Below are 22,011 nucleotides of genomic sequence, written 5' to 3'. Positions count from 1 at the left end.
TTTTTAATTAAGTTATAAATTGCCGCATGCATGCATCAGTTGATAATAACTGTAGATGGCCTCGGTGCGTGCATTGGTCAATTGCAGTTCGGCTTCAAGCCTGACACTGCTGGCATCGAGCAGGTCGGTCAGGATGGATAGCTGGTTGAGATAACGGTTGTTTACGATACGGTAGTTCTCTTCCGCTTGCCTGACCGACAGGATCAGTGCCTGTACGCGGTCGAGCGCTTCGTGATGCCTGATCCAGGCGCTTTTGACATTAATACGGATATCCTGGCGGATTTGTTCTTCCTTATTTTTCTGGATATTGACAATTTGTTTTACCTCATGTATCTTATGTTTATTCTGATAAAGGGATGACAGGTTGTAGGAGAGGCTTAAAGCGATATTCCAGTTGTTGGAGAAGACGTCTTCCATCGTAGTGCTCAGCGGGCGTGCCAGGGTATTGGCGGCACGTACCGAGAGTGAGGGCAGATAGTCGGCTTTTGACAGGAATATATCGTTTTCAGCCAGCTTCGTGTTGTAGCGGGCGATCTGTAATTCGGGATAGTTGAGGTAAGCCTGTTGGACGTAGGCATCATAGCTTTCCAGTGAAACGGCCGTGTAAAGCAATGCCGTGTCGGGTTGCAGGAGGAATGTTTCATCCAGTCCGAGCAGGACGTCGAGTTGCTGGGAGACGATTGCGATATTATCGTCTGCTTCGCGGCAGGCCAGCTGGTCGTTGGTGAGTTGCAGTTCACTACGCAACTCGTCGTTTCGGGTGACGATACCTTCTTTCTTCAGGCGGCGGATATCCTCAAGTCTGCGGGTGGACTCTTCCACGTTACGGGCAAATACATCTTTTTGTTTGTAGAGGCTGAAAAGGTCCATATACTGACGGAGCAGGAGCAGTTTGACTTCGGCTTTGCTACTGGCCGAATTGAGTGCTGCAATCTGTTTCTCCAACGAGGCACGTTTGATATTATAATGTATTTTACCTCCGCGATAGACGGGTTGGGTTACTTCTACATTATAATTATGTGACCAGTCGGGCAGGTCGGGATGAACCGGTTGCGTCAGTCCCTGCCGGAAGACGGTAGACTGTCCGAGATATCCGGTCGTCGCACCGATACTGATACCGGGCAGACGGGCCGTTTGCGCTGTTTTTTTCTTGTCGGCTGCGACGACTTCCTGCATGTGGGAGGCTTGCAGACGCAGACTGTTTTCCGTACCCAGGCGGAAGAGTTCGTCGAGGGTAAGAGAATAAGCCTGTTGGGAACAAGTCGCAACAGGCTTTCCTATAAACAGTAACAATAAAAAACTATATTTGATCAAATATCTCATTCAGTTTGCTTAGATGTTTCATACAGGCTTCCATATGTTTGGTGTTCATTTGTTGCCCGACCTGGGTGTACATGTCTTTCAGGAGGAATTTAATCTTGTCGGCCACCTTTTCTCCTTCGGGGGTGAGGTATATCAGTTTATTACGGCGGTCGTTGCAATCTTCCTGCCGTATAACCCATCCTTTCTTCTCGAGATTATTGATCAGGTTGGTGAGGCATGCTTTGTCTTTCGCTGTTTTTTCGGCCAGCGATTGTTGGCTGACTCCCTGTTCTTTCCACAAACAATGCATTACCTGAAGCATTTCAAAGGTCATATCGACGTTGTTGCTTTTCAGTATTCGCTGAATGGTCTGGCGGAATGTCATGCGTGTCCTTAATACTAGTAGATTAAGTTCGTGAGCTAATTCACTATCTGTCATACTTGCTGTTTTTATCGGCGCAAAGATAGATATTTATCGGATATTAGTCAAATGTTTGACTAATTATGTGTGAAAAACTAAGGGAAAGAAGTTCGATATTTATCAGATTTGAACTATCCGATTATTGACCGGTTGTACCTGTCTCCCCTCTTGAGAGGGGGAAGGGGGTGTGTTATTGTTCGCCCTATAACTAGCTTTAACACACCCCTTATCCCCTCTCAAGAGGGGAATTGGTTACTCCCATCACTATAAACTGATAGCTCAATTATTCCTAAATTGGCATATTGCCACATTGGCTCATTATTTTCTAAATATGCTTCAGTTTATAGAATATAGATAAGGTCTCGTTTATAGCGGATATTCTTCGAATGCATATAATACGGTAGAAAGATACCGCTCTCCGGTATCGGGTAATAAGGCAACGATTGTTTTGCCTGCATTCTCGGGCAGTTCCGCCAGTTTTAGAGCAGCGTATACGGCAGCACCGGAAGAGATACCTACCAGCAATCCTTCTTTTTGTGCCAGTTCACGGCTGGTACGGATGGCATCGTCATTTTCTACCTGAATGATTTCATCGACGTATTTGCCGTTATATGTTTTAGGAATGAATCCGGCCCCGATACCCTGTATCTTATGCGGTCCCGGTTTACCACCGGAGAGGACGGGGGAGTCGCTCGGTTCTACCGCTACGATTTTCACATTCGGATTATGTGCTTTCAATCCTTCACCGACACCGCTGACTGTTCCGCCCGTACCGACACCGGCTACGAAAATATCGACTTTACCATCCGTATCGCGCCAGATTTCCTGTGCAGTAGTCTGTACGTGTTTAGCCGGATTGGCCGGATTCTCGAATTGTTGCAGGATGACGGAACCAGGTGTTTCATCACGTAATGATTCGGCTTTGGCGATAGCTCCCTTCATGCCATCGGCTCCGGGAGTTAATACTAGGTGGGCTCCAAGAGCTTTCAATAAGTTGCGGCGTTCTACACTCATCGTTTCCGGCATTGTCAGAACCAGTTTATATCCTTTGGCAGCAGAAACGAAGGCAAGTCCTACACCAGTATTTCCACTTGTCGGTTCGATAATGGTCGCTCCCGGTTTCAGAAGTCCTTTCTGTTCTGCGTCTTCGATCATTGCCAGGGCGATGCGGTCTTTCACGCTGCCTGCCGGGTTGAAGTATTCCAGTTTACCGATCAGTTTTGCTTTTAATCCTTTGCTTGCATTGAAGTTGGAAAACTCTAATAACGGAGTGTTACCAATCAGGTCTGTCAGTTTTTTTGCTACGTTTGCCATATCATTCTATATTTTAGTTGTTCTTATTTATGCAACAAAGATAAGAGGAGTATTGATTATGGGAAATACCATAAAGAGGGTATATTTTATTTTTTACTTTCTGCCGGATAAAATAAATCTCTTATATTTGCATACATTCTGAATGTGGAAGATGGAGGATAACGAACTGATATTATTATTGAAGCAAAACAGTAAAGATGCTTTTACTGCTTTATATAAAAAGTACTGGAGGCAGGTATACAACTTCAGCCGTCTTTACCTGACCAATCAGAATACAGCAGAGGAAGTCGTGCAGGAAGTTTTTATAAAAGTGTGGGAAGGGCGTGACTTTATGCGTGAAGACGATAATTTCAAAGGATTGATGTTTGTCATCACCCGCAACCTGATATTTAACCAACACCGAAAAAATTTGAACGAAGATTTTTATAAAATGACCGTCCTCGCCGCTATGGAAGATTCATATGATATTGAAGAGGAGATAGAGGCAAAGAACCTGAGCGAATATATTGACATGCTTATAAACGAGTTGCCGCCACGCCGCCGGGAAATATTTAATCTGAGCCGGAAAGGAAACAAGAGCTATAAAGAAATAGCCGAATTGTTGAATATATCGGAGAAAACTGTTGAAAATCAAATTAGTGAAGCGCTTAAATATCTGCGGAAGAATATCACTCTACTTTCTCTTTTCCTGTAAAAACCGATTCCCTTTTTTCATTTATTCTTAGAAAATTAAAAAAAAACGATGGGCGGATAGGGGTAACCTATATGTTCGGGGGTATTTATTATAAAGCAGATAAAAAGAAATGGATCAGGATAATAAAAGATATATATTAAAAAAGCTGATGCAGGATGCATTGGGAGAGGAGGAGCGTACTGCACTGAATGAGCGGGATGCGGTAAAAACACAAATGTTCAGTCAGTGGAACAATGCTCCGGATGCTGCGTATATTGACCGGGCTGACAGTATGCGGATATGGCATCGTATACGCCAAAGTCTTTGGGACAATGCATCTGTAAAAAGATATTTATTCTATAAAGTTTATAGCGTGGCAGCATCTGTTTTATTGTTGTTGGCTGTCGGAGGGATGGCTTATTATCTAGGAGAGAAAGATAATATTCCTGTTTATGTTGTTACGTCAGGTATTCAGAATATGCAATCGGTATCATTGCCGGACGGGACGGTCGTACAGTTGGGACCCGGTAGTAAATTGACCTATCCTGCTGCATTTACAGGAAAAACACGTGAAATACATTTAGACGGTCAGGCTTTTTTTGATATCCATAAAAATCCTCACAAGCCTTTTATCGTACATACTTCGGAAATGGAAGTACAGGCTTTGGGAACGGCTTTCGAGGTGTTTGATTATGATATAGAAAGTAAATCGGAGACTGTCCTGTTAAATGGGAAAGTCAAGATAGGAATAAATAATTCAAAAGGTGATAGAGCTGAGTTTATTTTGTCGCCGAATGAAAAGATGGTATATGATCAGCAAGCAGATTCGGCCTATGTTTTAACTGTCGATGCAGATAAATATACTTCATGGCGAAAACAGAAGATAGTCAGTTTCGAAAATGAAAAACTATCCATGATTATTCCACGTCTGGAACAATGGTACGGACGTAAGATTATGTGCCAGCAAGACCTGGCGGATAAATACCGCTTTACATTTAAGGTAAGGGATGAATCATTGGAACGGATATTGTTTATGATGGGAGAATCCTCTCCTTTAAAATATCAAAAGACAAGTAATGGAAATTATGTGTTAGTTCTCAAATAATTAATAATCTAAATCTATAGCCTATGGACATATCGAGCAGTTAACCTAAAAAAATTGGAAGATACCTGCAAGTACCTTCCAATCCGTGAGTTTTCAAGAAAATGCACGTCATAAGGAGTCCAAGCCAACGACTTGCATTTATTATTCATTAAAAACAATACAAAGTTATGAAAAAAAACAATGACAGGGATTGTTGTGTCCCGTTATTAAGAAAAACAATTCGCATTATGAAGATCACAACCTTATTTTCATTGGCTGTTGCCTGTTGTATTTCTGCCTCCACCTATGCGCAGGATTATAAAGTTTCAATCAAAAAGAATAATGCCAGTATCATTGAAATACTGAAAGAGATTGAGAAGAACAGCGAGTTTACTTTCTTTTTTAATGATAATCATGTAAATGTAAATAAGAAAGTAAGTGTAAATGCTAAGAATGTAACATTGGATGAAGTTCTTACGCAGATATTTAATAATACGGGATATAATTATCAGATTATTGATCGTCAGGTATTAATTAAGGCTTTTACAGAACCCAATCAGGCTACGAATGCGGCACAGCAGAAGACGAAAATTGTATCGGGAGTTATTAATGATGAAACAGGTTTGCCTGTTATTGGTGCAAACGTGGTAGAAAAAGGGACGACAAACGGTACAATAACGGATGCCGAAGGGAGGTTCTCCCTCAACGTAGCGTCTGACGCTACGTTAGTTATCACTTATATAGGATATGTAACGAGTGAGATACCTGTCATTGGCAAGAACTCCGTAACAATCACTTTGAGAGAAGATACTGAAGTTTTGGACGAAGTTGTAGTTGTAGGTTATGGTACCATGAAAAGAAAAGATTTGACCGGTGCGGTAGCTGCCGTGAAAGGAGATGATCTGGCTGCACGTAAAACAACGCAATTGTCTACGGCATTGCAGGGAGCTGCTTCCGGTGTATTGGTTACGCGCGATAATAGTGCTCCGGGTTCTACCGCTTCCATCAAAATACGTGGTGTAACGACGATCGGTGAATCGAGTCCGTTGGTTATTGTCGATGGGGTTCCGGGTGATATCAACCAGGTAAATCCGGAAGATGTGGAGAGCATGTCTGTTTTGAAAGATGCTGCTTCTGCCTCTATTTACGGTTCCCGTGCCGCTGCCGGAGTAATTGTGATCACAACGAAACGTGCTAAAGAGAACGATTTATCATTGAATTATAATTTTGAGTATGGTTGGGAGATGCCTACTAAACTTCCTGAATATGTGGGTACCCAACGATTTATGGAAATGGTAAATGAACTGCGTTATAATGATAATAATGCAGGAGGTTGGTATCAGACGTATTCGGAAGATCAGGTCAACAACTGGATAAAGAATAATGCAACTGATCCTGATGCTTACCCTGTAACAGACTGGCAGGATGAAATTCTGAAAAACTCTGCCCCCCGCCAGACTCACTCGATAAATATAGCAGGTGGTAGTAAAGTCGTTCGTACAAAGGCTTCATTCCGTTTTGATAAAACAGACGGTATTTATGTGAACAGAAATTATGAACGTTATATGATCCGGGTAAATAACGACTTTAAGATCAATAAATATATTGAAGCTCATCTGGACGTAAATTATAAACGTTCCAAGTCTGAAGAACCACATAGAAATCCGATGGATTTACAATATCGCGCAACTCCGCCTATTTATGCAGCGCGATGGAGTAACGGTATGTGGGGAGACGTCAAGGACGGTGAGAATACGTTGGCTATGATTACGGACGGCGGTTTGAAAACCTCCTGGTATAACCGGCTGGGTGGTAAGGCTGCTATTGATATATCTCCTATTGAAGGCTTGAAGATATCGGGCGTAATTGCACCTACCTATAATTTTGATAAGGTAAAAAGTTTTCGTAAACAGGTTCCTTTTACTTATGCCAATGATCCTAATACGATAAAAGGATATATGAATGGGTTTACAACGACTAAATTGACTGAAAACAGAAACGATAGTTATGATGTGACCACTCAGTTTTTTGCGAATTATAATAAAACCTTTGGGAAACATGAACTTTCAGCAATGGTCGGTTATGAGGACTATTATGCATTTGGGGAAAAACTGAGCGCTTCTCGTGACCAGTATGAATTAACAAATTTCCCTTACCTGGATATTGGTCCTGAAAATCTGAGGGATAATGGCGGTAATGCTGAAGAATATGCTTATCGTTCATTCTTTGGCCGTATAGCATATAGTTATGATAACCGGTATCTGTTGCAGGTGAACTTCCGTCGGGACGGTTCTTCCCGTTTTGCTCCGGATAGCAGATGGGCGAACTTCCCTTCATTGTCAGCAGGCTGGGTTGCCAGTGAAGAACAGTTTATCAAAAATTTAGACTGGAACTGGCTTTCCTTCCTGAAATTGAGAGGTTCGTGGGGTACGCTGGGCAATGAACGTATCACAATGTCGAAGGATAACACAACAGTACAGAACTATTATCCTTACCAATCGGCTTTGAATTTTGGTTCTGCTTTATTTTATAGTGGGAATACTGTAAATTCTTTCCTGACAGCCGCTCAACAGTATTATGCTGTTCGTAATATATCGTGGGAGACGACAGAAACCTGGGACATTGGTCTGGATGCAAACTTCCTGGATGGACGCCTGCATTTTACCGGAGACTTCTATAAGAAGAAAACGAAGGATATGTTGCTAGCTCTCGAAATTCCGAAATTTATCGGATATGATAATCCGAGTGTAAATACCGGAAATATGCATACGACCGGTTATGATCTGGAAATCGGCTGGCGTGACCAGGTGGGTGATTTCAGATATTCCGTATCTGCCAATTTATCTGATTTCATTTCTAAAATGGGAAATTTAGGTGGAACAGAGTTTTTAGGCGAAAAGGTAAAGATGGAAGGCAGCCAGTTTGACGAATGGTACGGTTATCTTAGTGACGGACTATTCCAAACGCAGGAAGAGGTGGATAACTCACCGAAGCTGAATAATAATGTAACGATCGGCGATATCAAATATAAAGATATTTCAGGTCCGGATGGCGTGCCTGATGGCAAAATTTCTTCAGAGTACGACCGCGTATTGCTGGGCGGATCACTTCCCCGTTACATGTTTGGTGTGAACTTATCTGCTTCTTATAAAGGATTTGATATATCAATGATGTTCCAGGGAGTTGGCAGTCAGAATTCCCGTATCAGCAGAAATATGGTTGAAGGATTGAATACGAACTGGGGAGGATTCCCGTCAATCCTGGAAGGTGATTATTGGAGTACCAATAATACGGCGGAACAGAATGCTGGTGTTAAGTATCCCCGCCTGACCCGTAATAGTGTGGATGCCAACATGAGCATGTCTGATTACTGGATGTTCAACGGACGCTATCTGAGAATGAAGAACCTGACAGTAGGTTATACGCTTCCTTCCGTATGGACGAAGAAAATTAGTATGGAATCAGTTCGGTTTTATGCTTCCGGAAGCGATTTATTCTGTCTGAGTAAATACCCGCATGGTTGGGACCCGGAAGTTAGTGCAACAGGCTATCCTATTACTATGTCTGTGTTATTAGGTGTATCGGTTAACTTTTAAATAAGAATGATCATGAAACGAAATAATATAATAATTTGTTTATTCAGTGGCATAACATTGCTTACTGCCTGCCATGACCTGGATTTGAATCCTTTGTCTTATGGTTCGACGGAAAATTGGTATTCGAATGAGACAGAGATTGAAATGGCTGTCAATGAATTATACAGAGATACGTTCTGGCCGTTGGATGAGGAGGGGAATACCGATTGGTCCGATGATAATATTTATCGTGAATCTTTGACTCCTTTCCAAAATGCAACCTTAAACGGTCAGACGGATAAGGTTACAGACCTGTGGTCAAAACAATATAAGGTTATTTCCCGTGCCAATGGGGTCATATTAAAAGCACACCGTGCAGTTGAAGCAGGTGCTTCCGAAGCAAAAATCAACGGTTTTATTGCCGAGGCTCATTTTCACAGGGCATGTGCTTATGCGAAATTATCTTCAAAGTTTGGTGGCATACCTTTGGTAGAAGATGATATAGATATAGAGGCAGGTATGGCAATGGGCCGTACCGATATTGCGGTTGTGAAACAATTTGTTTATGATGAGTTTGATGTGGCGGCAGAAACTTTACCGGTTTCATACTCGGGTGCTCAGAGGGCAACGAAAGGGGCTGCTCTGGCACTGAAAGCGCGTTATGCACTCTATATGGGCGATTATGACATTGTTGTTGCTGCAACAAAGGCTGTCATGGATTTGGGTATTTATTCTTTACATAAAGACTATGGGGATCTGTTTCTGACAAATACAAAGAATGCGGAGGAATCTATCTTTCTGATACCCCGTTCCATTGAATATAATGTGGTCATGAATGTAAGAGGATGGCTACCGAGGAATTCCGGAGGATATGCTGTACCGAACCCGACCTGGGAACTATTGGCCTCGTATACTTGTATTGACGGGTTACCCATTGATGAATCTCCATTGTTCGATTCTCATGACCCGTTTAAGAATCGCGATCCCCGGTTGTCAATGACTATCGTTCCGTTTGGAGAGAACTTCCTGGGTATAGAATTCAATCCTCATCCTGAGGCATTGGAAGTTATGAACTATAAGTCAGGCAAGATGATTAGTAACAATGATTCCCGTGCAGTTGCGCAATATGCTTCTTATAATGGCCTCGTTTGGAAAAAGGGAATGGATGAAAGCTGTCTGGAGAATGCCCACAATATTGATCCTGATAAAATAATAATCCGTTATGCGGATATATTATTAATGTATGCAGAAGCAAAGATAGAATTGAACCAGATCGATCAGTCCGTATTGGATGCCATGAACGAAGTTCGTGCCAGAGCTTATGGTGTCGATAAATCGGCGGTAAGTCAGTATCCGGCATTTACAATGACAAATCAGAACAAGCTGAGATCCGAATTGCGTATGGAAAGACGTGTGGAGTTTGCCAAGGAAGGACTTCGTTATATGGATCTGATGCGCTGGAAGTTGATGGACAAAGTAATGAACAAGAAAGTGTATATGATGCTTTACCCGGCTTCTTTACTTATAGAGAAAGTTGTTAGCCAGGGAGACTGGTTCTGGCCTTATGCTCCGGATATCGATGAAAACGGCCTGGCTGATTTCACTAAGATGGAAAGTGCCGGTAAGATCGCTGTTGTTGCCCAAAAGAAATGGGATGAACGCCAGTATTTATGGCCGATACCGACGACTGAGATTCTGATTAATCCGAATATGAAGCAAAATCCTAATTATTAATCTACGAGTAAAGTATCTCCTTCATGGGGGAGATACTTTATTTCTTATACAAAATCTGAATCATAATAACAGTAAATGAAGATTTTTATGAAACAATGGTGGATTATAATATTATTAATAACGGTCTGTCCTTTGAAAGCGGATAATATTTTTATAGAAGCAGAAAGCTTTGATAAAAAAGGAGGATGGGTACTGGATAATCAATCCATGGGGCAAATGGGATCTCCTTATCTGCTGGCACATGGACTAGGTGTTCCGGTAGAAAATGCTTCAACGGTAATCCAGGTTCGGAAGGCAGGGAAATATCGTGTATGGGTTAGGACCAGGGATTGGGTGAAACAATGGAATAAAACTGGTTCTCCCGGACGTTTTGAAGTCTTATTTAACGGAAAAGCACTGGACGCTACCTTTGGGACGGAAAAAGCCTCTTGGCATTGGCAGGATGGCGGGACAATTATGTTGAAAGTTGGTGATAATCGTTTGGAACTTCAGGATTTGACTGGTTTTGATGGCCGGTGCGATGCTATTTTTCTCAGCTCTGAATTGGATTTATTTCCTCCGGATGAGGGGAAGCTGTTAGCAGTTTTCCGTCGGGAAATGTTGGGTTTACCTGTTGAGCCGGAAGACGGGGGAGAGTATGACCTGGTTGTTATTGGTGGTGGTATTGCCGGATGTTGTGCTGCTCTCAGTGCTGCCCGTCTCGGTTGTAAGGTTGCCCTGATACAAAACCGTCCGGTTTTAGGAGGCAACAATAGTTCGGAAGTCAGAGTCGGACTTTCCGGTTTGATTGCCCAGCAACCTTATACGAACCTGGGATACCTGGTAGATGAACTTGGAGGTGTCGGACATTGGAATGCCTGGGAAGCAAAGAGGGATTCGCTGTCTGTCAGGAGCAGACAGATTTTTGGAATATTACAGCGGCATCCAGAAAAGAAAATCCATAATGCAGGTCCGGCAACTAATTATGAAGATGAAAAGAAGTTGTCTTTGTTGTTAAGTCAGGAAAACCTGAGCCTATTTTTAAATATGCAGGTTTTTGATGTCAAAAAAGAAGGAAATAAAATCATTTCTGTTGTAGGACAGGATATTATGTCAGGAAAAGAGTATATCTTTAAGGGCAAATTATTTTCAGATTGCACTGGTGACGGTGAAGTCGGTTTTTTGGCAGGTGCGGACTTTCGTATGGGGCGGGAAAGTAAAGAGGAGACAGGTGAACCCAGGGCTCCTTTAAAAGCCGATCAGTTGGTAATGGGGACGTCTGTACAATGGTATACGGAAGATACTCCTGAGGTTTCAGTCTTTCCCGATTGTCCGTGGGCTATCCGGTTCAATGAGGAGACATGTATTCCGGGATTTCGAGGTGACTGGGATTGGGAGGCAGGTCTTGATAGAGATCAGATTACGGAAATAGAATATATTCGTGATCATGCCCTCCGGGCAGTCTACGGAAACTGGGCATTTCTGAAAAATGAAAGTAAGAGGAAAGAAGAGTTTGCCGGAAAGAAATTGGCATGGGTGGCTTATATCGGCGGAAAACGCGAATCCCGCCGTCTGTTGGGTGATATAATCTTACGTGAGCAGGATTTACTGGAGAAGGTCCCTTACGAAGATGCAACCTTTACTACCACCTGGGGTGTCGACTTGCATTATCCTAAACCGATTGCAGGAATGGAAGAAGAGCCTTTTCTTTCCTATTGTGATGTGCAGGAAATAGAACCTTATCCCGTTCCGTATCGTTGTCTGTATTCAAGGAATATCGACAATCTGTTTATGGCCGGCCGGAATATCAGTGTGACTCATGTCGCATTAGGTACTGTACGGGTGATGAGAACCGGAGGGATGATGGGAGAAGTTGTCGGGATGGCCGCCTCTCTGTGCAGGAAGCATCAGACCTTGCCGAGGGGAGTGTATGAAAAATATTTACCGGATTTACAAGTGTTGATGAGCCGGGGTGTTGGTAAATCAGGCTTTCCGGAAGCAGGAAAACTAGACTAATGTAAATATATTTATCATGAAAGCATTAATAACATTATTACTATTATTGAGTTTAGGTACGGTAAGAGCCGCCGACCTTTTCGTTGAAGCTGAAAGTTTCAGTAACAAAGGAGGCTGGGTAGTCGACCAGCAGTTTATGGATCTGATGGGATCGCCGTATTTGCTGGCCCATGGTATGGGGGAACCGGTGGACGATGCTTATACTGAAGTTACTTTTCCTGAGAAGGGGGAATATTATGTATATGTCCGTACATATAACTGGACTTCTCCTTGGAAAAAAGGAGAAGGGCCCGGTAAATTCAGTGTGTCGGTTGGAGGTAAAAAGCTGGCGTCACCGTTAGGAACCGAAGGGACAGCCTGGATGTGGCAGGTTGCCGGTAAGGTGTCGGTGAAAAATCTCAGGACAGTGGTCAAGCTGCATGACCTGACAGGTTTTGACGGTCGTTGCGATGCTATTTATTTTACTACGGAAGAGGGGCGGATACCTCCGTCCGATATGAAACAACTGGAAGCCTTCCGCCGGAAAGCGCTGGGTTTTCCGGATGAAGCGCCGTTGGCGGGACAGTATGACCTGGTTGTTGTCGGAGCCGGTATTGCCGGGATGAGTGCCGCTGTATCGGCTGCCCGTTTAGGATGCAAAGTTGCTTTGATTAACGACCGTCCGGTGATTGGAGGTAATAATAGTTCGGAGATCCGTGTCCATTTGGGAGGACGTATAGAAGAAGGCGTCTATAAAGAATTGGGAGGTTTGCAAAAAGAATTCGGTCCGGAAAAGGGAGGAAATGCCCAACCTGCGGAAAACTACGAAGATCAGAAAAAACTGGATTGGTTGGCAAATGAAAAGAATGTGACTCTTTTCCTGAACTATCGTGCAATCGGCGTGACAAAAGATGGTAATAAAATAACATCCGTTACAGCCCGGCATATCGAAAGTGGTAAAGAACAGAAGTTTGAAGCCCCTCTCTTTTCAGATTGTACGGGAGACGGAACAATAGGCTATCTGGCCGGAGCCGATTTCCGTATGGGACGTGAAGCCAAGAGTGAATTCGGAGAAAGTATCGCTCCCGAAAAGGCCGATAAGATGACAATGGGTGCTTCCGTTCAATGGTATTCCGTAGACAATGGAAAAAACTCGTCTTTTCCGGATTTCAGTTACGGCGTGGAGTTCAATGATAAGAATTGCGAGAAAGTCCTGATGGGTGAATGGACCTGGGAGACCGGAATGAACCTGGACCAGATTAAAGATTTTGAACGTATTCGTGACTATGGCATGCTGGTCGTTTATTCCAATTGGAGTTACCTGAAGAATCAGATGAAAGAGAATACTCAGTATCGCAACCGTAAACTGGGCTGGGTGGCCTATGTGGCAGGCAAACGGGAATCCCGTCGTTTGATGGGGGACTATATTCTGAAAGAAGATGACATTACAAAAAATGTCACCCATGAAGATGCTTCTTTTGCTACGACCTGGAGTATTGATCTGCATTGGCAGGATCCAGCAAACAGCGCCCATTTTCCGGGAAATGAATTTAAGGCGGTAACGAAACATATCCTGATCCATCCGTATCCGGTTCCTTATCGTTGTCTTTACTCCCGCAATATAGATAACCTGTTTATGGCCGGGCGCAATATCAGTGTTACGCATGTTGCACTGGGTACGGTCCGTGTGATGCGTACGACAGGGATGATGGGCGAGGTTGTCGGTATGGCTGCCTCTTTATGTAAGAAATACGGAGTGGAACCCCGCAAGGTGTACCAGTCTTATCTGGAAGAACTCAAAGTGCTGATGAAAGAGGGGGTAAATAAAAAAGGATTACCCAATAACCAGCGCTATAATGAAGGAGGAATATTAAAAGAAAAGCCTGTCGTTAAATAATATCCGGTTGAAAACTACGCAAACCTTTGCGTAGTTTTTTTTCGTATAAGCCGCAGCACTCAATATATAAAAGTTATACATTTGAAGCATTAAAAGCTTAATTCTTAATACAATGAAACTCTATTCTTTATTATTGTGTGCGTCAGCTGCCTGTTGGTTCGGTATGCAGGATATAAATGCCCAGATCACCGAAAGACCTCGTCCCGTCGAATGGGATCACCTGGTTGAAGGCGCCCGGTTTATAGACCGTTTTCTTCCGATGCCGGCGGGAAAACTGAGCAGTGATGTCTGGGGAGCCAAAGATGTCGTTCCACGTTATGTCGATAACGGTATCGAAGACGATATTCGTTCCTATTGGGGAGGGAATATCCTGCTGGGAGAAGATAACCAATATCATTTATACGTTTGCGGCTGGCCGGAGAACTCTCCGAAAGGACATATGTTCTGGCCCAATTCGACAGTTTACCATGCCGTATGTAAAAATTCGGTAGGTCCTTTCATAATAAAAGATACGATAGGTCCGGGACATAATCCGGAAGCCTTCCGGTTAAAAGACGGACGTGTTGTTGTTTATGTAATCGACGGATATTATATTTCCGATGGCCTGAACGGTCCGTGGACTCGTAAGAAGTTTGATTTTGATAAACGCGACCGCCGTATCATAGAAGGTCTTTCCAACCTGACTTTCGCTCAACGGGAAGACGGTTCCTATCTGATGGTTTGCCGTGGAGGTGGTGTATGGATCAGCCAGACCGGACTTTCGCCTTACAACCAGATTTCCGATAAGCGGGCTTATCCTCCGGTAAAAGGGGAGTTTGAAGACCCTGTTGTCTGGCGTGACCACGTTCAATACCACCTGATTGTGAATGATTGGTTGGGACGTATCGCTTTTTATCAACGCTCGAAAGATGGTATCAATTGGATAACCGATCCGGGAGAGGCTTACCAGCCGGGAGTCTCTTTCCATGAAGATGGAAAAGTGGAGAACTGGTTTAAATATGAACGAATCAAAATCTTTCAGGATAAATATGGCCGTGCTATCCAGGCAAATTTCGCTGTTATCGACACCTTGAAGAACGAAGATTTGCCAAACGATAACCACAGTTCCAAAAACATCAGCATCCCCCTGAATCCGGGTGTATTGCTGACTGTTCTCGATACGAAACCGATTACGGAGAAGACAAAGACTATTCGTGTTAAGATTGCAGCCGAAGAAGGATTTAATCCGCAAACGGATATCGATCTGAACTCTCTTCGTTTCGGTGCATCTAGGGAGGTGAATTATGGTAAAGGTTGTAAAGTGCTCAGTACGAAGAATGAAGGAAAAGACTTGGTCGTTACTTTCGATGCGAAAGGAAATGGTATAACCGCAGAAGAATTTGCGCCCAAATTATTAGGGAAAACAACTTCCGGCAAATTACTTTTCGGATATGCCCGTTTGCCCTGGGTGAGTTATAATGATCCGATCCTTTCTGCCCGGATGCCGATCGTGTCACCAGATAGTCAGGATATGAATGTTGTGGTAGAGAATTTCGGTCAGGTGGCATCCCTACCTGCCATCCTGAAACTGGAATTATTACAGGATGGGAACAGGAAAGAAGTGGGACAGGCAAAGTTGTCTTCTCTGAATCCTTATGGTAAGACGAATGTGTCATTACCCGGTAAAATGAAGTTTGAGAAAGGAAAAGCATACGATTTTGTGCTTACTATCCGGACAAAGGATAATGTGATTTCTACTTTCAATTATCACTGCGAACCGATTGACAAAATGTTATATTAAGTGTCTTGTAGATAAGCTGTACGAAGGGAGAGCTGACTCGGTCTTTTTTTAAGCGATTGTAGAGCTGATGTTTGTGATCGATATGTTATGTGAATGGTTGGATGGTTGTCGTAAAGACGGTGTATTGTTATGGTTGCTATCAAAAAGATCTCCATATGGGTTCTTTGTGTGATTTGAGATAGTTGGAAAATGTGTGATATGTATATCGTTTTAGAATACACGATATGTTTTAAAACATATGTTTTAGCTCTTTTTTAATCGGTGGAACAAGGCTTTTTTTGCTAATTTAACAAGATTTGACTTGTTGGTGGCTGAAAATTTGACTGCAATAAAAAAATATTTCGTTTTAAATGGAGTTTATATTCGTTTTAAACGAAATATTTTTTGCGTGTAGCGAAGAGTAATTTCGATAATAGACAAAGATTGTGTTAATAAGTGTGTATTTTTATTTTCTGGAAGGAGAATATTGGAAGATATGTGTGTTACTGATAATTCTTGTTTTGTATCATAATGTCTATAAAAAAGTGTTATTTGTGACACGGTGATATTTCTGAAATGAAAGGGATTCTTACCTTTTTTTCTTTAGGTAAGCATGAATTTTTTTGTAGGCAGTAGCAATATGTGCCTCCACTGTCTTTTGTGAGATATCCAAAAGGGTTGCTATTTCCTTTTGTTTGAGTTTATCCGAAAGAAACAATCTAAAAACTTCTTTACATTTTTCAGGTAATGAATGGATCGCTTTTTGTATAAGTTCCTGTTGTTCCTGAGCCAGTAATTTTGATTCAGGGTTATTATTATCGGCTATTAATTCGATATGATACAATTCCAAAGGTACTTTTTCCGGCTCGTTCGTTCTCCGTATGTAATGTAATGCCTGATGTTTTACGGAGGTATACAGGTAACTTTCAATATTATCTATTTTATCCAGCGTCTCCCTTTTTTTCCATATAATAAAGAATACGTCGGATACCGCTTCTTCAGCCTGCTCTTTAGACGCCAGGTAATAGAAAGCATGATGGAACAGTTGCTGATAGTACGTGTCGAAAAGCAGACGAAAGGCTTTTTCGTCCCCTTTAGTGATTTTATCAATCAAGGATGATTTTGTGTATCCACTTATTTTGAATTTCATACGTACTGCGTTCTGTGGTTTATCTCGATACTAAAGAAAAAGCAGTTTTTACCGGAGTAAATATACGGCTTTTCTTTTACGTGTAGTTTGTTCTCTGTGTTTTTAATGAAATAAATAGAAGAGTAAAGTTTCTGTAATTCAGTGGAATATATATAATGAATTCGTGATGGACATTTGCTTTTCATAAGGTGAACCTGTTTGTTTATCCGGAAATTCCCTGTCCGGATTGAACATAAAGAAAGCGTGGGAATTGCTGAATATACCTAAATACGAGGTTCTAGACTACCTTATAGACGATATAAACAACATACCCACGCTCTTTATTTGATATATAGGTACACCCATGGGTATACGTACGTATATAACAAGATAAAGAACATGAGCGTTTGTTGTCTACTATCCGTCTATAATGAAATTGTCTAGATTTCGTATTTAGGATAATATCATTAACGCTTATGTTTTTAACATGTGAATGTGCCGCAACGCTATGCTTTTTAAGCACGAAACAAATGTAGATAAAAAAGCCGAAAGGTGTATATCCATAGGTATAATTTTCTGCCCTTTTTATTAAAATGTTAAAAATGAAATTCTTTATTAGGGTTTTTTCCGGAAGCTGTCATCTATATAAGTGAACAGGATAATTATCATAATTAAAAAAGATGTCGGATATAAAAAGTAGAAAAGACGAAGAGATTACAGGACGCATTCGGTTTAAACCGGTTAAAACAGAACCGGATGTTGTCTACGAAAAACTATGGCAGCGGGTAATGAATTCGGATGCGATCATAATGGGCGTTTCTTCTGTATGGAAATATGCGTCGATTGCTGCTTCGGTTGCATTGCTGGTCGTTTCTTCTTTCTTATATAAGATGTATTTGGAACCGAGGCCGTTGGCTTATCTGGAGGTTACTTCCATGACAGGCTCAAAGACACAGGTTTTGTTGCCGGACAGTACTGTTGTCTGGTTAAATGGAAATTCACATATCCGCTATCCGGAAGTGTTTGATAGTGAAACAAGACAAATAGAACTGACAGGTGAAGCGTTCTTTGATGTGACTGAGAATAAAGAGAAGCCTTTTATTGTAAACCTGGATGGCATGCATGTGAGAGTTTTGGGAACGGAATTCAATATCTGGGCAGATCCGGATTCTGATTTGATCGAAACAACACTGGTTGAAGGCTCGGTTGCATTATATAATGATACAAACAGTACCTCGTTACCTGATAAGATTTTGGTTCCGGGTGAACAGGCACTGTTTGATAAGCAGAGTGGAAGTATCGAAGTACGTCCGGTAAGGACTTCTTCTTATACTTCATGGATGACAGGTGACTTCTTTTTCGAAAAAATCACATTCGGAGAGATCCTCAGAGTGCTGGAACATTCTTTTAGTGTGAAGTTTCATTTGAAAAATGAATCCATAAAAGATGTATTCCTGACAGCACAATTTACGCATAAGGAGTCGCTGGAGGAAATTTTGTCTATCCTTCAAATCTCTATGAGATATAAATTTGAGATAAGGGATAGGGATGTGTATATCAGATAAATGATTGTTGAACCTTAAAAATTAATTGAAGACCATGAACAGTACGTAAGACGGTAAAAAAATTGGGAATGCTACCAACATCCCCAATTTATGCTCTAAGCGCAGATCATTTAAGTAAACGGCAACTACCAATTGCCATAAATAATCAACTAGATTTTGCAAATGTATGAATAAACATTTAATTAGAGTGTTTCATGGGGCAAAAAGCTCTATGAATGAGGGAAATATTTCTCATAAAACACGCGATCAAGTTTTAAAAGTAACGAAATTAGCCTTATTGTTCCTCATTGTCAGTTTATGGGAAGCCACAGCCGCATTGTCCTATTCCCAGGTAACAAAATTGAACCTTGAAATGAATGGAACGATCCTTCAGGTATTAAATTCTATAGAGAATCAGTCAGAGTTTACCTTCGTGTATAAACTGAATGAGGTAAACCTGGATGAGAAAGTATCCGTCGATCTGAAGAACAAATCTATAGATGAAGTATTGGAAGTCCTGCTCCGTAATAAATCGTTGGGATATAAAATAACGGACAGACATATTGTATTATTCAAAAAAGAAGAAGTAAAGCAACAGTCACAACCCACTACGATTGTTACCGGAACGATCGTAGATGACTTCGGCGAACCTGTTATCGGTGCCAATGTCCTGGTTAAGGATCAGGCGGGTATAGGTACAACGACCGATATGAACGGTAAATTTTCTCTGGACCTGAAAGATATCAAGTCACCGGTTTTAGTCATTTCTTTTATCGGTTACACGACACAGGAAGTGGTTGTCGGTAATAAAACAACATTGAATATTACACTAAAGGAAGACTCGAAAGCGTTGGAGGAAGTTGTTGTGATTGGTTATGGTACCAACTCAAAACGTAACCTTACTTCGGCGGTGTCTACTGTGAATACGGAGAAAATGAAAAACGTGCCGGTAGCCAATGTTACAGATGCATTGGCTGGGCGTGCCACAGGTTTGATCGTTACTTCGGCTGGTGGTGGTTTGAATAAACAGTCTACTGTCTCTATTCGTGGTGGCGGAACACCTATTGTTGTTATCGATGGATTTGTTTCTGAGTATAATGACTTTGTTAATTTAAACTCAGACGATATCGAATCGATGTCTATTTTGAAGGATGCCGCTGCTGCTGCTGTATACGGACAACGTGCCGGAAATGGCGTATTGGTGGTAAAAACGAAGAACGGTTTGAAAGGGCTTCGTGTAGATTATAGTTTTAACCAGAGTTGGAGTGAACCGACCTATTTGGAAAAGAAACTGGATTCATACGAACGGGCATCATTCGACAATACAGTACGTAATCTGTATGGCCTGGAACCTCGCTGGACGGATGAGGAAATAGAAAAATATCGTACAGGATCTGATCCGTATAATTATCCGAATACGGACTGGCAAAAGATAATGCTACGTAATTTAACTCCGGAAACAAAGCATTCACTGGCTGTACGTGGTGGTTCGGAATTTAATAAGTATTATGTTTCTTTTCAGGCATACGACCAGAAGTCGATGTACAAAGCCGATACGGAATGGTTTAAAAGATACAATGTCAGAATGAATGAAGTATCGGAGTTTAAGGATCTGGGATTGAAACTGACATTTGGTTTGGATGGTTATATTTCGACTATGCAAACTCCACGTTCCCAATATTCAACCGGCTACTGGCAAACCTGGGGGCATATCCAGAATCAGGGACCTATGGGATTAGCATATAATAAAGACGGCCAGATCTATGTAGGGTACGACAATCCTGTTGCTGAAGTATCTTCTGAATCCGGTTATTTTAAGTTTGATAACAAGATGATTACCGGTCTTTTTAATGCTGAATGGAATGTATATGGTGTGGAAGGACTGAAGGTAAAAGTGGGAGGTAATTACCGTTATGGAATGTATGATACCAAAGAATGGAACAAGACTGCTCCCCAATATGATTTAGAGGGAAATAAAGGGCCGGATTTTCCTGTTAGCTTGCAATATACAACTTCCAACAATCGTATGTGGACAATGCAGTACTTTGTAGATTACAATCGTTCCTTTTTGGACGAAACGCATAACGTGTCAGCCACATTAGGATATGAACAAAGTTACGCTTTTGGACGAGGTTTTGATGCCAAACGTAAAAATTATATTTTTATGATCGACCAAATGGGGGCCGGTCCTTCTGATACGATGGAGAACGGTGGTAGTGAATGGGAGAGAGGTAGTGCCGGTTTAGTGGCCAGGGCTTCTTATAATTATAAGAAAAAATATTATATTGAAGGGTCCTTGCGTCATGATGGAAGTGACTTGTTCCCAAAAGATCGTCGCTGGGGTAATTTCTTTTCCGGTTCTGCAGCCTGGGCTGTGTCGGAAGAAGGTTTTTTTCAACCGTTGAAGGAACGTAATATATTGAATTTCTTGAAACTTCGCGCCAGTTATGGTCAGGTCGGGATGGCCGATGTCAGTAGGTTTAGTTATTTGACATCTTATGGTTTGACAGAACGTGGTTATGTAATTGATGGTAAAATTGTTCCGACTTTTAGTGAAGGTAATTTGATTAGTGATGACATAACCTGGTATACGATTAATTCTACGGATATTGGTTTCGATTTTAATACTTTAGGCGAACGTTTATCCGGTAGCTTCGACTACTTCTATATGAAAACAACCGGTTATCTGACATCTCCGTCTAATGTAGGGTACGCTGATCCATTGGGATTATCTCTTCCGAAAGTTAAATCAAATGGTGAACATCGCCGTGCCGGTTATGAATTTAATCTCTCCTGGAAAGACCACGTGGGTGATTTCAATTATGAGGTGGGTGCTAACTTTACTTATTTTGACCAGCTTGTAGCTGTAGCCTGGGATGAAGATTTAGCGAATCAAAAAAATCCATATCTAAGACAGGTTCAACAAACGGGATATTATGGTACGGGTTATACCAATCTGGGATATTATCAAAATTCGGATCAGACATTGAATTTACCCCGTCGCGACGGTTCTTCCAATCTGGTTGCCGGTGATATCATTTATAAAGATATGAATGGTGACGGATTTATTGATGGTGCCGACCAGTGGCGTATCGGAAAAAACAGCTTTCCGCGCGGAAACTATGGTATATATGCCAATCTTTCCTATAAAGGATTTTCTGCCAATATCTTATTCCAGGGGGCAACTTCACGTGATATGTATATTGAAGATGTGGTACGTGGACAATCAACCGGCGGTTATACAATGGTGTATCCTTATCAGTTGGATTATTGGATGCCGGATAATACGGATGCTAAATTTCCGAGAATAGCAATGAACTCGAGTGTAAATGGAAATAATAACTATGTTACCTCCGACTTTTGGCTGGTCAACGGACGCTATATTCGTTTGAAATCACTTCAGTTAGGTTACGATTTCCGTTCAGTCTTATTGAAGAACATTAAATGGCTTTATAAATGTCAGGTAGTGTTAAGCGGTCAGAACTTATTTACGATTTCACCTGCTACGAAATATGGCTTTGACCCGGAAAATGGTAGTACAAATAACTATGATTATCCGATGCAACGTGTATATGCCATTAGTTTGAACCTTGGATTTTAATCAT

At 41.7% G+C, this 22,011-nt stretch carries 13 protein-coding genes; 9 read left to right on the top strand and 4 right to left on the bottom strand.

Annotated features, from left to right (window positions below):
- Window positions 1–12: 12 nt before the first annotated feature.
- The 3 genes from K6V26_RS12510 to cysK form a co-directional block, all read right to left on the bottom strand.
- Window positions 13–1,323, bottom strand: a complete 1,311-nt coding sequence (locus tag K6V26_RS12510) for a TolC family protein (RefSeq protein ID WP_224265484.1) — start codon at window positions 1,321–1,323, stop codon at window positions 13–15.
- A complete protein-coding gene (locus K6V26_RS12505; protein WP_224265483.1) occupies window positions 1,301–1,741 on the bottom strand; it encodes a MarR family winged helix-turn-helix transcriptional regulator in 441 nt (146 codons plus the stop codon). Before K6V26_RS12505 ends, K6V26_RS12510 begins: the two co-directional genes overlap by 23 nt.
- Window positions 1,742–2,089: 348 nt before the next feature.
- Window positions 2,090–3,037 (bottom strand): cysteine synthase A, encoded by a 948-nt coding sequence (cysK, locus tag K6V26_RS12500; protein ID WP_007658205.1) that lies wholly within the window; start codon window positions 3,035–3,037, stop codon window positions 2,090–2,092.
- Between the two features lie 151 nt (window positions 3,038–3,188).
- Here cysK and K6V26_RS12495 point away from each other — a divergent pair, with 151 nt between their 5' ends.
- The 7 genes from K6V26_RS12495 (at window position 3,189) to K6V26_RS12465 (ending at window position 15,754) form a co-directional block, all read left to right on the top strand.
- Window positions 3,189–3,731 carry an RNA polymerase sigma-70 factor gene (locus K6V26_RS12495; protein ID WP_224265836.1) on the top strand — a complete coding sequence of 181 codons (543 nt, stop codon included), beginning with the start codon at window positions 3,189–3,191 and terminating at the stop codon, window positions 3,729–3,731.
- A 109-nt stretch (window positions 3,732–3,840) separates the two neighbouring features.
- Window positions 3,841–4,815 (top strand): FecR family protein, encoded by a 975-nt coding sequence (locus tag K6V26_RS12490; protein ID WP_224265482.1) that lies wholly within the window; start codon window positions 3,841–3,843, stop codon window positions 4,813–4,815.
- 167 nt (window positions 4,816–4,982) lie between these two features.
- Window positions 4,983–8,390 carry a TonB-dependent receptor gene (locus K6V26_RS12485; protein ID WP_224265481.1) on the top strand — a complete coding sequence of 1,136 codons (3,408 nt, stop codon included), beginning with the start codon at window positions 4,983–4,985 and terminating at the stop codon, window positions 8,388–8,390.
- A 12-nt stretch (window positions 8,391–8,402) separates the two neighbouring features.
- On the top strand, window positions 8,403–10,103 hold the full coding sequence (locus K6V26_RS12480) for a RagB/SusD family nutrient uptake outer membrane protein (RefSeq protein ID WP_010802706.1): 1,701 nt from the start codon (window positions 8,403–8,405) through the stop codon (window positions 10,101–10,103).
- 87 nt (window positions 10,104–10,190) lie between these two features.
- Entirely contained in the window at window positions 10,191–12,098 is a 1,908-nt protein-coding gene (locus tag K6V26_RS12475; RefSeq protein ID WP_317197532.1) for an FAD-dependent oxidoreductase, read from the top strand.
- Window positions 12,099–12,114: 16 nt separating this feature from the next.
- Window positions 12,115–13,974 (top strand): FAD-dependent oxidoreductase, encoded by a 1,860-nt coding sequence (locus K6V26_RS12470; RefSeq protein ID WP_224265480.1) that lies wholly within the window; start codon window positions 12,115–12,117, stop codon window positions 13,972–13,974.
- 112 nt (window positions 13,975–14,086) lie between these two features.
- Window positions 14,087–15,754, top strand: coding sequence for a glycoside hydrolase family protein (locus K6V26_RS12465; protein WP_087880756.1), 1,668 nt, complete (start codon window positions 14,087–14,089; stop codon window positions 15,752–15,754).
- A gap of 568 nt (window positions 15,755–16,322) precedes the next feature.
- Here K6V26_RS12465 and K6V26_RS12460 read toward each other — a convergent pair.
- Complete coding sequence (locus K6V26_RS12460; protein ID WP_007658175.1) at window positions 16,323–16,883, bottom strand: RNA polymerase sigma factor; 561 nt, start codon at window positions 16,881–16,883, stop codon at window positions 16,323–16,325.
- 659 nt (window positions 16,884–17,542) lie between these two features.
- On the opposite strand from K6V26_RS12460, the gene K6V26_RS12455 reads away from it, so the two are divergent.
- A complete protein-coding gene (locus K6V26_RS12455; protein WP_224265479.1) occupies window positions 17,543–18,427 on the top strand; it encodes a FecR family protein in 885 nt (294 codons plus the stop codon).
- Window positions 18,428–18,638: 211 nt separating this feature from the next.
- Entirely contained in the window at window positions 18,639–22,007 is a 3,369-nt protein-coding gene (locus tag K6V26_RS12450; protein WP_224265478.1) for a TonB-dependent receptor, read from the top strand.
- Window positions 22,008–22,011: the final 4 nt, after the last annotated feature.

Source organism: Parabacteroides goldsteinii (genome assembly GCF_020091425.1).
Classification (GTDB): domain Bacteria; phylum Bacteroidota; class Bacteroidia; order Bacteroidales; family Tannerellaceae; genus Parabacteroides; species Parabacteroides goldsteinii.
This window is presented reverse-complemented; position numbering and strand designations above follow the sequence as displayed.

Bases quoted from the DNA above. Each gene is read 5' to 3' on its own strand.
- K6V26_RS12460 (WP_007658175.1), bottom strand. From the start codon at position 16,883: ATGAAATTCAAAATAAGTGGATACACAAAATCATCCTTGATTGATAAA.
- cysK (WP_007658205.1), bottom strand. From the start codon at position 3,037: ATGGCAAACGTAGCAAAAAAACTGACAGACCTGATTGGTAACACTCCG.
- K6V26_RS12495 (WP_224265836.1), top strand. From the start codon at position 3,189: ATGGAGGATAACGAACTGATATTATTATTGAAGCAAAACAGTAAAGAT.
- K6V26_RS12485 (WP_224265481.1), top strand. From the start codon at position 4,983: ATGAAAAAAAACAATGACAGGGATTGTTGTGTCCCGTTATTAAGAAAA.
- K6V26_RS12450 (WP_224265478.1), top strand. From the start codon at position 18,639: ATGAATGAGGGAAATATTTCTCATAAAACACGCGATCAAGTTTTAAAA.
- K6V26_RS12455 (WP_224265479.1), top strand. From the start codon at position 17,543: ATGTCGGATATAAAAAGTAGAAAAGACGAAGAGATTACAGGACGCATT.
- K6V26_RS12510 (WP_224265484.1), bottom strand. From the start codon at position 1,323: ATGAGATATTTGATCAAATATAGTTTTTTATTGTTACTGTTTATAGGA.
- K6V26_RS12480 (WP_010802706.1), top strand. From the start codon at position 8,403: ATGAAACGAAATAATATAATAATTTGTTTATTCAGTGGCATAACATTG.
- K6V26_RS12505 (WP_224265483.1), bottom strand. From the start codon at position 1,741: ATGACAGATAGTGAATTAGCTCACGAACTTAATCTACTAGTATTAAGG.
- K6V26_RS12465 (WP_087880756.1), top strand. From the start codon at position 14,087: ATGAAACTCTATTCTTTATTATTGTGTGCGTCAGCTGCCTGTTGGTTC.
- K6V26_RS12470 (WP_224265480.1), top strand. From the start codon at position 12,115: ATGAAAGCATTAATAACATTATTACTATTATTGAGTTTAGGTACGGTA.
- K6V26_RS12475 (WP_317197532.1), top strand. From the start codon at position 10,191: ATGAAACAATGGTGGATTATAATATTATTAATAACGGTCTGTCCTTTG.
- K6V26_RS12490 (WP_224265482.1), top strand. From the start codon at position 3,841: ATGGATCAGGATAATAAAAGATATATATTAAAAAAGCTGATGCAGGAT.